The sequence below is a fragment of the Paenilisteria rustica genome, assembly GCF_013820765.1.
Taxonomy (GTDB): Bacteria; Bacillota; Bacilli; order Lactobacillales; family Listeriaceae; genus Listeria_A; species Listeria_A rustica.
Genome location: NZ_JABJVM010000015.1, coordinates 1 through 15,908, shown reverse-complemented (window position 1 = coordinate 15,908; position 15,908 = coordinate 1). Strand labels below are relative to the sequence as shown.

The following is a 15,908-nucleotide window of genomic DNA, read 5'->3' as shown; positions in this document are numbered from 1 at the left end:
TGCTGGGCAAACCAAAAAAATCGAGCGAAAGCGCTCGATTTGTGTATAGCATAATTTTCGTCTTACCCAAAATAATGGGTAAGGCGATTTTATCTTGTTTGGATTTTTTTCATCCTGTTTTCTTATATTCCTTTAACCGAGTCCCTCTCAATGAGCACCGGTTTATAGCAAATATTTTCCTCTGGGATCCCCGTCTCAATTGTGCGCACGATCCAATTCGCTGCGTCTTTTCCCATCTCTTCTTTAGGATGACTTAGCGTCGTTAACTTAACGCTACCAAGTCGACTCAATGACGAATCATCATTCCCAATAATCGAGAAATCAGCTGGAATTTTGTAGTCTCTCTCCATCAATTCCGTGGCAAGCAAATTCGCAATTTGATCATTGTAGCAAACAATTCCCGTCACATCTTTTTGACCAAGCCGCTCTAAAATTTGATGGATGACCTGTGTCCGCGTTTCTGTCGTATACGTAATAACATCACCTTCAGAAAATTGGATTTCATAGGCCTCACAAGCTTCGATAAAACCTTTTAAGCGATATTTCCCTTGTAAATCGTCGGTTTTCGTGACAAAAAGAAGTTTTTTATGTTGCTTCTTAATGAGGAATTCTGTCGCCAAATATCCCACCGAAACATCATCAACACAAATATACGGGGTATTTAATTCCTCGTAGCGCGCATTAATCATAACAATTGGAATTCCCCGTTCACGTAAACTAACATACAGCGCTAAATTCGGGTTATACAGCGCACTTTTCGTCGGCTCAACAATGAGTCCATCCACACCTTGATCAATCATTTTTTGCAGGCACTCTTTTTCGGCTGCGTAATCATTGTTCGTACTCGCTAACAATAAGGAATAATTGTCACTGCGCAGCGATTGTTCGATGCCACGGATGATTGACGGGAAAATATAGTCGGATAAATACGTCGTAATAACGCCGATTGTTTTATGCTCACTTTTCTTTCTATTTGTCTGTTCCGCTTTATAGTGGTTATCTACGTAGGTGCCTGAGCCTTTTTCTTTTCGCAGTAACCCTTCATTAACTAGTACCGCGATGGCTTGACGAACAGTATGGCGGCTCACTCCGTAGTCTTTTTGAAGTTTCAATTCAGGCGGAATCGCCGTATCTTGAGGATAGTCTCCCGATAAGATTTTTGTACGTATATCTTCCGCAATAACTTGGTATTTAGATTGATTCATACATCTATTCCTTTCCGCATCCCACCGTTTGCTTTCTCTACTAAATTTATGTATAAATAAATTCCCTTCTGCAAAAAGAAAATCGGAATCTAACATCGTGTCTTTTGCTAGATCCCAGTTTCCTATATCCGCATAAAATTAGCGCCCCGCTCGAAAATTCGAATATCGTCGCCGGTTCCTTTGCCAATCTTATTGTAAATTTCTTTTTCGGTCAAGTTGGTTCCTTTTGTATGCCATGGAGTTAGCGCCACCAGTTGCCAAGTATTGTCCACCTTTTGCAATGTTAACTCTAATTTTTCAGGCTTTTCTTTATCGATGAATGTGAATAAATAATAAATCTTATCTTTTTGGTAGTATGCGCCGTACAAGTAGTCATTTTCCTTTTGCACCTCTTGATACGAGCTTTTATAGGTTGGCAAGTCAAATTTTTGATTCGCCACTGAATTTTTTTGCACACTTACTGCATCTTTATTGAAAATAGCTTCGATTGTCTGTGTTGCTAGTTCGTCTGCCGCTTTATCAGGACTCGCGCTCTTGTTGTCATTCAAACCATTTGGAGCAGTGGAACAGGCGGAAAGTCCGAGAAGCATGCAGCTAAAAAGCAAGATTAATAAACTTTTTCTCATCAGCGCTCGCCTTTTTCTAATTTGTCTACATTTGACACAATGACACCACCGATAAGAATAGCGATTCCTGGAAATGGATTGACAAATATGGCGCATGCAATTCCAGTGATAGTTAGTGTCAATCCCGCTTTATAGTAGCTTTTTTTGATTAGGAAGACAAGTCCAACTGCCGCAATAATCATGAAGAAAATACCAATATAGGTCATGCTCATCAAGGCATTATATAACGGATTTGTGCTACTTTTTCCGAGATTAATAAAGGTGGAAATTTGTACAAGAACGCTTAAAACGAGTCCGATAATCGTAACAATCAGGGCTATTTTGGATCTTTTTGCGATTAAAGCTGTATTATCTTTCATTGCGATACTCCTTCTAGTCATTACTTTGGATAAATAGGATTAAGCCTGTTTGGAATGAGAATGTGCCTTGTTCTCCGGTGAATTCGTTGCTGGAGAGTGCGGCTCCAAATGGATAATTGGCTTCTGTGAGTGGATATTTGAAGTCTTTTAATGTGAGTTTCTTTACGTCTGCCATCGTTATGAAGGCGGCATATTTTTTATCGGGCATTCGGGAGACGGTGTATTCACCTGGTTTGTACATTTTGATGTAGTTATAGCGATCGATTAGCTCGATTTTTGAGATGACGTCTAGAAACCGAGGCTGCATAAGCATCATAATGTTAGCAAGTAGGTGATCGAGACGACCACCCGTTGCGCCAAAAATGCGAATGAGGTCTGGTTTTTGTGTCAACGCCCACTGGAGACCTATTTCAGTATCTGTTTCGTCTTTTTCGGCTGGGAATTCGGTAACTTCTGTGATTGTTTTTAGGTGGGATAATTCTGGTTTGGACAGAGAATCAAAGTCGCCCATCGCGATTATTGGTGTGATGCCACGGTCTGTAAGGCGGATGGCGCCACGGTCGACGCCGATCCACGGAATTTTTTTGTCGTATTTTGATATATCAGGGAGCTCCGACTCTGGACCTCCGACCATGATATGTAAGGTTTTCATTGGATTTATCTCCCCCTCCTTGATTAGTGGCTTAATATGAATGAGAATGCGGTGAAAGTGATTTCTTTTAGCCAGAGCTTCGAAAACTGGAGCTGATGTGGTGGACTGATACTAGTTTGCTTTTTTAGAAACTCAATATGCAGTGGAATGCAATGAGACTGCCTTCCTTTTGGTTAGAATTTCGAAAACGGGAGCTGACGTGGTGGACTGATACTAGTTGAGTTGTTATTCATAGCTCAGCAATCCTGTTTGCGGGAACGCTCTGGTTTTTGACGTATCATCGTTTCCAGATCTAGCTTCAACGGCCAGACCCTCGAAATTTTCGTGCCCTCCGCAAAAACCAAGTGCGGGTTTTCACTGCGGCCCCTAACAAATTTTTTCGGGTCTAACGGGCCGTTTCAGCTTTTCACTTGATCTAGCTTTGTTGTGGTTCTTGAAAAGCGTCGTTTGCTTTTTTAGAACTTCAATATGCAGTGGAATGCAATGAGACTGCCTTCCTTTTGGCTAAAACTTCGAAAACTGGAGCTGATGCGGTGGACTGATAATAATTGGGTGGTTATTCATAGTTCAGCAATCCTGTTTGCGGGAACGCTCTGGTTTTTGACGTATCATCATTTCCAGATCTAGCTTCAACGGCCAACTCCTCGAAAACTTCACGCCCTCCATAAAAAGCAAGATCGGCTTTTTACTGCGGCCGCTCCAGTTTTTTTCGGAGCTGAACGGGCCGTTTCAGCTTTTCACTCTTTCAGCTTTTCATTATTCCCCCACAATCTCTCTCAATTTATCCACGGCTTTCTCCCGATCCTTATTCCCGTATATATACGATCCGGCAACAAAGACATCGGCGCCGGCTGCGACGCATAGTGGGGCGGTTTTATCATCCACGCCGCCGTCTACTTCAATCTCGATGTTCAGGCCTTTTTCTTCAATCATTTGTTTCGCGGCTGTAATTTTTGGTAGCACTTCTTTAATAAAACTCTGTCCGCCAAACCCTGGGTTCACCGTCATAAATAGGATCAAATCGACTTCTTCCAACACGTGTTTGATCGTTTCAATCGGTGTCGCTGGGTTTAGAACAACGCCTGCTTTCACGTCAAAGGAACGGATTAACTGCAATGTTCGGTGTAAATGTGTGCAGGCTTCTACATGTACAGAAATATAGTCTGCGCCGGCTTTCGCGAATTCTGGAATATATAAATCTGGGTTTTCAATCATCAAATGCACGTCTAGTGGTAGCTTCGTAACTGGTCGAATCGCTTTGACAACGCTCGGTCCAAATGTAATGTTAGGTACGAAATGTCCGTCCATGACATCGACGTGAATGTAGTCTGCGCCATATCCTTCCACTTCCTTAATGTCTGCTGCTAAATTGGCAAAGTCTGCGCTAAGTATCGATGGAGCTATTTTTCCCATGTTAATACCTCTCTTTTTTGTTTTTGACTTCGGTTAAAATTTGAATGTAATGTTTGTACCGAAAAGCTGCAATTTCGCCGTTCTCGACAGCCGTTTTCACAGCGCATTTCGGCTCATTTTCATGAACGCAACCGCGGAATTTGCATTCGCCGCGACGTCGGTCTATTTCTGGAAAGCAAAATTGGAGATTTTCAGTCGTTAAGTCGTCCATTTCAATCGAGCTAAAACCTGGTGTATCAGCAATAAAACCTTCGCCAATTGTCATCAATTCCACGTGGCGTGTCGTATGTTTTCCGCGTCCTAATACGAAGGAAATAACGCCTGTCTCAATATCTAAATTCGGATTGAGCGCATTCAATAAAGTTGATTTTCCAACACCGGATTGGCCTGCAATCACAGCAATTTTCCCAGCGATAACGTCAAGAACAGCTTTTTTATCGATGTCCGTATTCGTTAACAACACTTGGTATCCCGCTTCTTCATAAATCGCTTGGTACTCGGCGATCTCCGCTTTACGCGCTTCATCCGCCAAGTCCATTTTGCTGATACAAATAACGGGTTCCACATCTTCCAACTCAATCGCTACGAGGAACCGGTCTGCTAAATTAGCTGAGAAATCCGGCTCTACTGCTGAGAAAACGAGCAGGGCTAACTCTACATTCGCGATTGGCGGACGTACTAGCGCATTTTTCCGAGGAAGTAGCTCTAGCACGTAGCCTTCTTTTAAATTATCTGCTTGAAAAACGACATGATCGCCGACGAGTGGTGTCAATCCACGCTTTCTAAAATTACCACGCGCGCGACATTGATAGGTTTTGCCCTCGCAATAAACGTAATAAAAACCGCTTAACGCCTTCATAATTTGTCCTTCCAGAAAAGTCACCTTCATTTCTTATGAATTTGGATAATCAATGGTTTCCTCTAAAATAACGGTATTATCGCGAACGACTTTATACCCACCTTGTGTGCCTTCTTCAATATCAAAGGATAGCGTCTCGGTTGTATCTTTCGTGATATCCATTTCTTTGTAGGCTGTCGTCATACTGTTATTCTTGTCTTGGATATAGATTTGAATATGCTGTGGTACGAGCGGATTTGCAGCTGGGTCTTCCGGCTCATACTTGATAGTAATTGTCCGTTTGACCGTCTTCACTTCTTTTTCTTTCGGGCCTTTACTCATCACAACGGTCACTTTGTCGCCATTATTTAACGAGGCGCCTGCTTCCGGTTTTTGCGAAATAACTTGGCCAGCGCCGACCGTATCGGAATATTCTTCGCTACCAACGGAAATAGTAATGTCGTTGGAACTCGCGTAGTCGTCTAAGCCTACTTGGTTAAATCCTGATAAGTCTTTTAACGTCAACGGCTGCGGGCCTTTACTCACTACAAACGAAATTTCTGTATCTGCGGCAACGACTTCGCTTCCGGATGATGGGTCTTGCGAAATAATTACGCCGGAATCAACGGAATCGCTATATTCTTCGGTGTAACTGACTTTTTTATAGCCTTGCTGATCCAATACTTGCTTCACTGTGTCATATGTCTTGCCAGTATAATCTTCTACTGTGATTTTTTTCGCGCCAATACTCATATATAGGTTGACCGTCGAGCCTTTTTCTTCGCCTGTTCCAATTTCAGGGTCGGTTTCGATGATTTTATCTTCCTCTACTTTATCGCTGTTCTTCTCAAACGTTTCTCCAACGACAAAGCCCGCATCTTGCAGTTTTTGCACAGCGGTTTCTTTCGTGTCATTTGCCACGTTTGGAATTTTCACCGTAGCTGGTGGACGGCCCATGAGCCAGAGCGCAACGACGATAATCGCGAATAAAAGAACAACCGCGGATATAATCCAGATTTTCTTTTTGTTATTCTTCTTCTTTTTCGGTGGTTCGGTCGGTTCTTCTGGTTTTTCTGCGGCGCTAACCACCGTATTATCGAGGTTTTGCATCGCGCTTTTCGTTGCAATAATGGGAATCGTTTTCGTTTCGCCATCATCCATCGGGAATACGTATTTCGGCTCATTGCGCCGCTCTGGATCGAGCGCTGTTTTTAAATCGGCTTTCATCTCTTCGGCAGTTTGATAGCGCAAAAATGGATCTTTGGCAGTTGCGCGAATCACGATATTTTCCAAACTTTGTGGAACTGCTTCGTTCTCATCACGAATCGATGGGATGCTGGCTTGTAAATGCTTGATTGCAATCGAAACCGGCGATTCACCATCATGCGGAACTTTTCCAACGAGCAGTTCGTAGAGCACTATTCCGAGTGAATAAATATCTGATTTTTGCGTTGCCATCCCGCCACGAGCTTGTTCTGGTGACAAATAATGCACCGAGCCAAGTAGCGAATTGGTCTGCGTAATCGAAGTTTCAGAGAGTGCCATCGCGATACCGAAATCGGTAATTTTCACAACGCCGTCATGGTCGATTAAAATATTTTGTGGCTTCAAATCACGATGGACGATATGTGCACTGTGGGCTACCGCAACGGCTGAAACGATTTGGAGCATGATATCCACAGCTTTTTCGAATGGAATTGGATGGTTTTCATGAATGTACTGCTTTAAATCCATTCCTTCTACGTATTCCATTACGATGTAGTGAAGATCGTTCTCCTCTCCTACATCGTAAATGCTAACAATGTTTGGATGCACCAAGCTTGTCGCTGATTGTGCTTCTCGTTGAAAACGGCGTATCAAGTTACTTTCATCTGCTAAATCAATACGCAACACTTTCACGGCCACATTACGATCAAGAATCATGTCATGTGCAAGAAAAACATTGGCCATTCCGCCGCCACCGATTGCGCTGACAACTTTGTAACGGTCATTAATTCGCTTGCCGATCATCATGATACATCCCTACCTTTCTTCCCTAGATTCCGTTCCAAAAGCAACACCGTGATGTTGTCTTCTCCCCCATTGGCATTCGCTTTCGTTATAAAAATGTCCGCTTTTTCTGCGAGCGTTCGTTTACTAGTTAATATCGCTTCAATTTCCTGTTTGGTCAACATATTGGATAAACCATCCGAACAAAGCAGCAACTGATCCTTCGATTGAAATGGCAAAATAAAGACATCCGTCTCCACATTTCCTTCGATCCCTAGCGCGCGTAACAAGATATTTTTGCGTGGATGATTTTCCGCGTCTTCTTTCGTAATTTCCCCTTTACGAAGTAGCTCATTGACGAGCGAATGATCTTCTGTGAGCTGTTCTAGTACGCCATTTTTCATAATGTAGCCGCGACTATCGCCAACGTTTGCCACGATGATTTGACTATTTGCAAAAACGGCTGCAACAAGTGTTGTTCCCATACCTTGAAGTGTTGGGTCTTGTTTTGCATGCGCCAAAATTTGCTCGTTCACAGCTTGAATAGCCTCGCGGAACCATGAATCGATCTCCGCAGCAGACTTCATATCCGCCACATCTCGCCATTTCTCGCTAAGCAAACGAACAGCCATTTCACTAGCAACATCGCCAGCCCTGTGACCACCCATTCCATCTGCAACGATGACTAACGGATTTCCAAGTTGATTTTCGAAAATGCCGCCGTTATCTTCATTATGATTTCTGATTCTGCCTCGATCTGTTCTAAATTCTGCATGCATATTACTTACACCTCACATTGCCGGGAAAATTTCAAACGTTAAAAACGGTCTTCCCATTGCTTATTTGTTGGTTACTTTGCGGAATGCGGCGATGAAGAAACCGTCACTTCCTATATCTGTCGGCACTAATTCGAGGTAATCTCCTTGTACGTAAGGAATCATTTTTTCAGGAACGTGTACTTGTTCTAATTGGAATTCCGGATGATTTCTGAGGAAGTTCTCCACAACACCGCGGTTTTCCGTTTGGTCAATCGTACACGTACTATATATTAATATACCATTTTCTTTAAGCAATGCGCCAACCTCAGCTAATATTGCTTGCTGAATCCGCGCCAAATTATCGATATCTGACTCCGTTTTGCTGTACTTAATGTCCGGTTTACGACGCAAAACGCCAAATCCAGAGCATGGGGCATCCACCAAAACACGATCAAAGCTTTCCTGTGCAAAAAGTTCACTCGCTTTTCTGGCATCCAACACTTCCGTTGTGATATTCGTCAAATCAAGACGTTTCGCCGCTTTATTCACAAGTTTCGTTTTATGCGGATGGATATCAAGCGCGACAATTTCACCCGTATTATGCATTTTTTCAGCGATATGCGTCGTTTTCCCACCTGGTGCCGAACATGCATCGAGCACACGTAAACCATCTTCGAGTTGCAAAGCATGTGCGACAAGCATCGAACTCTCATCTTGAATCGTACAACGACCGTTATGGTAAGCTTGGGTTTCGGCAATCGAGCCGCGTTCCATCATTAAAGCTTCTGGAATATAGGCGTTTTGCTCCGTTTCAATACCTTGCGCGGAAAGCTCGGCTTGCAGTTCCGCAACCGTCACTTTATTTTCATTGACACGAATGCTCTGCGATGGCGCCTCTAAAAAGGACAATCCGATTTCGCGTGTTTTCTCAGCACCAAATTGCGCGATCCAACGCTTCACGAGCCATGTCGGCAAACTAGATTCCACGGCGATTTGCTCCGTTTCGTTGCTAATATCCTCGATTTTTGGCACACCTTTACGAATCACATTTCGCAACACACCATTCACGAATTTCGTCACACCATCATGCCCACGTTCACGCGCAATTTCGCCCGCCTCATGCAAAATCGCATGCTCAGGAACTTTATCGAGAAACTCCAACTGATACACCGATAACCGCAACAAATTCAAAACCCAATTTTCAGGAGTTTGTCGCAAAAATGGCGCTAAGTAAAAGTCTAGCGTGATACGTCGTTGCGTCGTGCCGTAAACGAGCTCGGTTAAAAGCCCACGGTCCATTTGATTTAAATCACTATTTTTAAGCGCGTCGTTGATTAGTAAATGACTAAACGACTGATTATTTTCGATTTTCTCGATTAAGTCCAACGCTATTTCGCGGACTGTTTCTGGTTTTTTCATATGTCACCGAACCTTGTTTCTAGATTTAGATGTTGCCCGGCTCCCGCCATATAGTCAGCAACAGCCATTTTTTGCTTGCCTGCTGGTTGCACGATTTCCGGCACGATAACCGTTTTATCACCCGTCGCAATCGCAAAATCATGTTTGGTCGTCCAGACAATTTGTCCCGCCGACGCTTGTTTATCCGTCTCTTCCATACGCGCTTGCCAAATTTTAAAAGCATTCCCAGCAAGCGTCGTGTACGCAACCGGCCACGGCGAAAGCCCGCGAATCTGGTTGAAAATTGCACGACCATCACGCGCCCAGTCGATTTTTTCCTGCTCCCGCTTAATGTTCGGCGCAAATGTCACAAGGCTCGCGTCCTGCGGCTCCGGCGTCAATTTTCCAGCGAGCAAATCTGGCAATGTATCCATCAACAGCGACGCACCAACCGCGCTCAGCTTCTCGAACATCGTCCCGACATTATCCGCGTCCGTAATCGGAATACTGCGGCGCGCCAACATATCGCCAGCGTCCAACTTCTCGACCATGTACATAATCGTCACGCCCGTCTCCGTTTTCCCATCCAAAATCGCATAGTGCACCGGCGCACCGCCACGATACTCCGGCAACAGCGACGCATGGACGTTGATACAACCATGTTTTGGCGACTCCAACAACGCATTCGGTAAAATCTGTCCATATGCCGCCGTCACGATCAAATCCGCGCCAAGTCCAATCAATTCATCCAATTCAGGCGAACTGCGCAACTTCTCCGGCTGGTAGACAGGAATCCCACGCGCAACCGCAGCTTCCTTCACTGGCGGCGGCGTCAACACACGCTTACGCCCCACCGCACGATCCGGCTGCGTCACGACCGCAATCACCTCATATTTATCCGCGACTCGCTCTAAAACAGGCACCGAAAACGCCGGCGTCCCCATAAAAATTATTTTCGTCATTCTCATTTCTCCTTTACATCATCACAAACGGCTGCACGTCCATCGTGATCGTCAGTCCTTTAACTTGCTCTTTTTGATAGTGCAGTAAAATATTTTTCAGTTCGGTCTTCAGTTCCGGCTCCACTTTATATTTAATAATACATTGATAGCGATATTTATTCTTAATCCTCGCAATCGAACTCGGCACCGGCCCCAGAATAATCGCATCCGGACCCAACTTCCCTTGCAAAAATTGTGTGATCTCCTGAATCGTCCGAACCGCCTTCATTTCATCCTCGTCGCTTACATTAATCAGTGTCAAATAATAAAACGGCGGATACGAGCCAATTTTACGAACGCGCATCTCGTGGTTGTAAAAACCAATATAATCATGCGTCTTTGCAAACTGGATACTATAATGTTCCGGGTTATAACTCTGCACAATAACCTCACCCGTCAACTCATGCCGTCCCGCGCGACCACTCACTTGCGTCAACAACTGGAACGTTTTCTCCGACGCCCGAAAATCCGGCAAGTTCAGCATCGTGTCCGCATTCAGAACCCCGACAAGCGTAATATCCGGAAAATCCAGACCTTTCGCAATCATCTGCGTCCCTAAGAGCACATCCGCTTCCTTATCCCGAAACTGGTTCAGCAACTTCTCATGCGAGCCCTTTTTCGACGTCGTATCCACATCCATCCGAATCACACGCGCCTCCGGAATCAATTTTGCCAAACTCTCCTGCACCTTCTGCGTCCCCGTTCCAAAGTACCGAATCTGCTCACTTTCGCAACTCGGACAATGGTTCGGCACACCTTCCTGGTACCCGCAATAATGGCATTTCATCTGATTATGCGCCTGATGATACGTCAGCGAAATACTACAATTCGGGCATTCCACGACATACCCACAATCCCGACACATCACAAACGACGAATACCCGCGCCGATTCAGCAGCAACACAATCTGCTCCTTTTTCGCCAGCCGATCCTTGATTTTTTCCAATAACACTTGCGAAAATTCCGTCCGGTTCTCGTTGCGCAATTCCTCACTCATGTCAACCACTTCAACCTCTGGAAGCGCCGTATCATTCACACGCGTTGGCAACTCGAGCAACGTATACCGCTTCTTCCCAGCCCGCGCAAACGACTCCAAAGATGGCGTCGCACTACCAAGCACAACCGGGCAACCATAACGCTTCGCCCGCTCAATCGCCACGTCCCGCGCATGATACCGCGGATTATCCTCCTGCTTATAACTCGTTTCATGCTCCTCATCAATAATAATAATTCCAAGCTTCAAAAATGGTGCAAAAACTGCAGAACGCGCCCCAACAACAACCTTGGCTTTCCCCTGCTCAATTTTGCGCCACTCATCGTATTTCTCACCCGCCGAAAGCGCGCTATGAAGTACCGCGACCAATTTCCCGAAGCGACGTTTAAAACGCTCCACCATTTGCGGCGTCAGCGCGATCTCCGGAACGAGCACAATCGCCTCTTTCCCAGCCGCGAGCACCGCCTCAATCGACTGCAAGTAAATCTCGGTTTTCCCGCTCCCAGTCACGCCATGCAACAAGAACGTTTCCTGAACTCCCGCCTCAGCCGAAGCCACAATCGCGTCCCTCGCCGCCTGCTGATCCGGCAATAACGGTAACGGCGTACTTGCCTTAAAATCATGATGCTCATACGGATCCCGCGACACATGCTGATCCACTATTTCAATCAAGCCAAGCGCCGCCACCTTCTGAATCGTCGCATCCGTCGTCTGAACCTTCTCCCGCAACGCTTTCACCGAAATAAATTCCTCATCAAACACCTGGAAAAACTGCAAAATCTTGATCTGCGCTTTGGCACCTTTCGAAAGCCCCGCGATCGCATCCTCTAATTGCTGTACAGTCGCACGCGGTTTCACGACACGCATCGTTTTTTTCGTCACCTTGTTTTTCACCTGATATACCAATTCAACGATGCCGTCCTTCATCCACTTTTGCAGCGTTGGCAAGGCTCCGAGCTGTTCCGCCCGTTTCCAATCCATCGTTTCATACCCTTCAAAAAGCCGCTCCGCCTCGTCATTTTCCGTATCCAACAACACAAAGTACTTCTCATATTTCGCACGCAAAGCCGCCGGTAGCATCGCCTGATACGCCGTAATCCGGTAAGCCAGCGTCTCCTCGGAAATCCAATCCCCAAGCTCCAAAAGCTCCGCGTTCAAAACCGGCGCCAAATCCATCATTTCCCGAATCTCTTTCAACTTCGCGAATTCGCTCGTGTCCGACGTTCCAACAACAAAGCCCTGCAACGCCCGATTCCCAAACGGCACCGAAACGCGCATCCCAGGCCGCACAATCTCCTGCCAAGCCTCCGGAATCAGATAATCAAATGGCCGATCAACCTGCATCGCCGGCACATCCACAATCACTTGAGCCACTTTTGCCATCTTATTTTTCCTCCAACAAACGCGCAGCCTGTTCGATAATTTCGCGCGCTACCTCTTGCTTAGACAACATCGGAAAAACCTTCTCCGCATCTTCCTGCCCATAAAAAGTCACCTGATTTGTATCCACGCCAAAGCCAGCACCAATTTGCGCCACATTATTCGCTACAATCAAATCCGCATTTTTGGCATGCAGTTTTTTCAACGCGTTCTCCTTCACATTTTGCGTCTCCGCGGCAAAGCCAATCACAACCTGCTCCGCCTTCTTATTCTGACCAATTTCCGCCAAAATATCCTTCGTACGCACCATTTCAATCGCATAATCACCCGGCTGCTTCTTAATTTTGTGCTCATGAATCACTTTTGGCGTATAATCCGCAACCGCCGCGCTCATCACAAAAACGTCCGCCGAATCCTGATGCTTCATCACTTCCGTATACATCTCCTGCGCCGTCTCAATATAAACCGCCTGAACACCGTGCGGCACCGCAAGTTTCGTCGACGACGTCACCAGCAACACTTCCGCGCCATATCTCGCCGCCGTCTCCGCGACCGCAAAGCCCATCTTGCCCGTCGAATGATTCGTAAAATAGCGCACCGGGTCCAATTTCTCCATCGTCGCCCCAGCCGTCACCACGACCTTCCGTCCAGCAAGCGCCGTATTCTTCTCCGCAAAAAAGTTCGTCAAATGCCCGACAATCCGCTCCGGCTCCTCCAAACGGCCACGCCCAACGTACCCGCATGCCAAATAACCCTCGCTCGGCTCAATAAAACGAACACCGTCCGCATAAAGCTGATTAATATTTCGCACCACAGCTGGATGTGCAATCATGTGCACATTCATCGCTGGCGCTACCCAAACCGGCGCTTCCGTCGCAAGCAGCGTCGTCGTCACCATATCATCCGCAATCCCGTTCGCCATCTTCCCAATCACATTCGCCGTCGCCGGCGCCACAATCACAAGATCCGCCCAGTCCGCAAGATTAATATGCGCCACCACACCCGAATCCTTCTCATCAAACGTATCCGTATACACATCATTCCGCGACAGCACCTGAAACGAAAGCGTCGGCACAAACTCCTGCGCACTTTTCGTCATCATCACCTTCACATTCGCGCCCGCCTGCGTCAATTTACTCGTAAGCGCCACAGCTTTATAAACAGCGATTCCACCAGAAACCGCGAGTAAGATATTTTTTCCATCTAACATCTAGGTCACCTCTTTCACCTTCCAGTCAATTATACCGTTTTAACGCAGGAAAAAACAGTGCTTGAGGTTAGAAAGGTGAAGAAAAAGCTAGGAATCCCTCATTACATGGAGAAAATCCTAGCTTTATCTTTAAATATCGTCTCTTAACAGCTAATCCAGCACCTACTTACAGAAAATCAACTATTCAACACAACCACTTTCCCAAAACTGCCACCAACCTCCAAATAACGATGCGCTTCTGCTACTTGGTTTAACGAGAAAACTTTTTCTGGTGTCACATCTATTTTCTTTTCCTCAATAATTCGCAAAATATCATTCAGCGTAGTATTAGAAACATCCCCCGAATAAAACGAAGTCAAATAGGCATGATTTCTTAATTCAAAAATCGGATCAAATTCTTCTAACTCCCATTTCCCGCCCAGTTGACCAACACTACATATAATTCCATACGCATGCAAGGACCCCAGTGTATTTTTTAAAGTAGCGGGGCCGATAAGTTCCAATATTTTATCGAACTTCTCTTCTGTCTGTAAATCCCCATCTTGATCTGCAATAACATCGCTAAATCCTTTATTACGTAATACGTTCTCTTTTGCTAACTGCCGCGTGGAACCAGCAATGTGGATATTCGGATGTAACGCTTTCACAATCTTCATGAATGCAACCCCGACGCCACTCGTAGCCGCTCTGACTAAGACTTTGTCTGAATCCTTAATTTGTAGCGATAAATAAGAACCGTATGCCGTATAAAATGTTTCTGGTATAGCGGCAAGCTCCTCCCACGAAAGCGTTGTCTCCACAGGATATATTTGTTCGTTTGGTAAAAGAACATACTCCGCATAGCTACCATCAAACGCTCTGCCCATCTCTCCCATGATTGATATCACTGCCATACCTACTTCTAAACGAGACGCGTCACTTGTTTCTGCCACTATTCCAACACACTCGATTCCTAATATCCGTGGAAATTGAACGCTTGGAGATTCCCCTTTCCGTGTGAATATTTCTGAATGATTGATTCCAAAGCCATTCACTTTTATGAGAGACCATCCTTCTTTTATTTTTGGCATAGCAACTTCTGTATACATAAAATTTTCTGGACTTCCTGGCTGATTTAAAATAACCGCTTTCATCAAATCCCTACTTTCAACCGTTTTATCCATTATAAACGAAGTAAAACATAACATCATGTCATCTGTGCTAAAAAAATTAATAATGTCTCAAAATATTTATTTCCTATTCTTCTTTTTATAATCTAAAAAAGCGCAAATAAAAGAGCAGAAGAAAGGTTATAGCCATCTCTGGCATATCCTTTCTTCTGCTCTTCCATACTTAATTATTTAACTGTTACTTTAACTTCTAAAGCAAGTCCGACAGAGTCATAGCCTAGAACCGTTACTTCTTCTGTTGCGTCTGTAATTTTGTCCTTCGCATAGTAAGTGTATGTGCCATCTGCTGCTACTGGGACTTTAGTGTACGTTGTGTCGCCTACTTTAATGCCGACATATTTAATGCCGCCTGTAAACGTTCCTGTTACATTTCTTGTTGTACCGATCGTGAAATCGTCTGCTTTCATTGTTGGTGCAACGCCTGGATCGAGTGTAACTGCTTTTTCTGCGACAACAGCGCCTGTTGAGTCATACCCTAGAACTGTGATAACATCGTCTTTACTAGTTACTTTATCTTTGATGTAGTAAGTGTACGTGCCATCTGCGTTAACAGGGACTTTAGTGTATGTTGTGTCATTGATTTTAACAGCCACATATTTCACTGTTCCTGTATATGTTCCTGTTACATTACCTGTACCTAACAAGTATGTGCTTGCTGTTAGTGTAGAAGTACTTTCTGGTGTGATCGTTACAGTTGCAGTTGCAATTTGTGTGCCTGTGCTGTCATAACCGATAACGGAAACAGCTGTTTTATCATCTGTAATCTTATCTTTTGCATAGTACTGCCAGTTAGTGCCATCTACAACGGCTACTTTACTGTACACAGTATCGCCTACTTTCAGCGCTACATATTTCACGCTTCCAGTGAAAGTACCTTTCACATTTGTATCTGTTTTCAGTTTGAAAGCAGCTGGTA

The 15,908-nt window shown here is 45.0% G+C and carries 14 protein-coding genes; all 14 read right to left on the bottom strand.

The genetic code is table 11. The annotated features are described in order from the left end of the window. Window positions 1-122 precede the first annotated feature (122 nt). Window positions 123-1,205 carry a GntR family transcriptional regulator gene (locus HPK16_RS12675; RefSeq protein WP_181677313.1) on the bottom strand — a complete coding sequence of 361 codons (1,083 nt, stop codon included), beginning with the start codon at window positions 1,203-1,205 and terminating at the stop codon, window positions 123-125. A 122-nt stretch (window positions 1,206-1,327) separates the two neighbouring features. Continuing rightward, window positions 1,328-1,831 carry a YqhG/Tai3 family protein gene (locus HPK16_RS12670; RefSeq protein WP_181677312.1) on the bottom strand — a complete coding sequence of 168 codons (504 nt, stop codon included), beginning with the start codon at window positions 1,829-1,831 and terminating at the stop codon, window positions 1,328-1,330. Further along, entirely contained in the window at window positions 1,831-2,190 is a 360-nt protein-coding gene (locus tag HPK16_RS12665; RefSeq protein ID WP_181677311.1) for a DUF1418 family protein, read from the bottom strand. Before HPK16_RS12665 ends, HPK16_RS12670 begins: the two co-directional genes overlap by 1 nt. A 13-nt stretch (window positions 2,191-2,203) precedes the next feature. Beyond that, entirely contained in the window at window positions 2,204-2,842 is a 639-nt protein-coding gene (locus tag HPK16_RS12660; RefSeq protein ID WP_181677310.1) for a thiamine diphosphokinase, read from the bottom strand. A 756-nt stretch (window positions 2,843-3,598) separates the two neighbouring features. Further along, entirely contained in the window at window positions 3,599-4,255 is a 657-nt protein-coding gene (gene rpe / locus HPK16_RS12655; RefSeq protein ID WP_181677309.1) for a ribulose-phosphate 3-epimerase, read from the bottom strand. A gap of 1 nt (window position 4,256) precedes the next feature. Next, a complete protein-coding gene (gene rsgA, locus HPK16_RS12650) occupies window positions 4,257-5,144 on the bottom strand; it encodes a ribosome small subunit-dependent GTPase A (protein ID WP_181677308.1) in 888 nt (295 codons plus the stop codon). A gap of 3 nt (window positions 5,145-5,147) precedes the next feature. Next, complete coding sequence (gene pknB / locus HPK16_RS12645; RefSeq protein WP_181677307.1) at window positions 5,148-7,106, bottom strand: Stk1 family PASTA domain-containing Ser/Thr kinase; 1,959 nt, start codon at window positions 7,104-7,106, stop codon at window positions 5,148-5,150. Continuing rightward, window positions 7,103-7,861 carry a Stp1/IreP family PP2C-type Ser/Thr phosphatase gene (locus HPK16_RS12640; protein WP_181677306.1) on the bottom strand — a complete coding sequence of 253 codons (759 nt, stop codon included), beginning with the start codon at window positions 7,859-7,861 and terminating at the stop codon, window positions 7,103-7,105. Before HPK16_RS12640 ends, pknB begins: the two co-directional genes overlap by 4 nt. 60 nt (window positions 7,862-7,921) lie before the next feature. Beyond that, window positions 7,922-9,259 (bottom strand): 16S rRNA (cytosine(967)-C(5))-methyltransferase RsmB, encoded by a 1,338-nt coding sequence (rsmB, locus tag HPK16_RS12635; RefSeq protein ID WP_181677305.1) that lies wholly within the window; start codon window positions 9,257-9,259, stop codon window positions 7,922-7,924. Then, window positions 9,256-10,200, bottom strand: a complete 945-nt coding sequence (gene fmt / locus HPK16_RS12630; protein ID WP_181677304.1) for a methionyl-tRNA formyltransferase — start codon at window positions 10,198-10,200, stop codon at window positions 9,256-9,258. The genes rsmB and fmt overlap by 4 nt, the downstream gene beginning before the upstream one ends. Before the next feature lie 13 nt (window positions 10,201-10,213). Then, window positions 10,214-12,616 (bottom strand): primosomal protein N', encoded by a 2,403-nt coding sequence (priA, locus tag HPK16_RS12625; protein WP_181677303.1) that lies wholly within the window; start codon window positions 12,614-12,616, stop codon window positions 10,214-10,216. A gap of 1 nt (window position 12,617) precedes the next feature. After that, window positions 12,618-13,823 carry a bifunctional phosphopantothenoylcysteine decarboxylase/phosphopantothenate--cysteine ligase CoaBC gene (gene coaBC, locus HPK16_RS12620; RefSeq protein ID WP_181677302.1) on the bottom strand — a complete coding sequence of 402 codons (1,206 nt, stop codon included), beginning with the start codon at window positions 13,821-13,823 and terminating at the stop codon, window positions 12,618-12,620. 176 nt (window positions 13,824-13,999) lie between these two features. Beyond that, window positions 14,000-14,956: a zinc-binding dehydrogenase gene (locus HPK16_RS12615; protein ID WP_181677301.1), complete on the bottom strand. Its 957-nt coding sequence runs from the start codon at window positions 14,954-14,956 to the stop codon at window positions 14,000-14,002. A 203-nt stretch (window positions 14,957-15,159) separates the two neighbouring features. After that, window positions 15,160-15,908 (bottom strand): immunoglobulin-like domain-containing protein (locus tag HPK16_RS12610; RefSeq protein ID WP_343064818.1); only part of this gene is annotated, 749 nt, incomplete at its 5' end.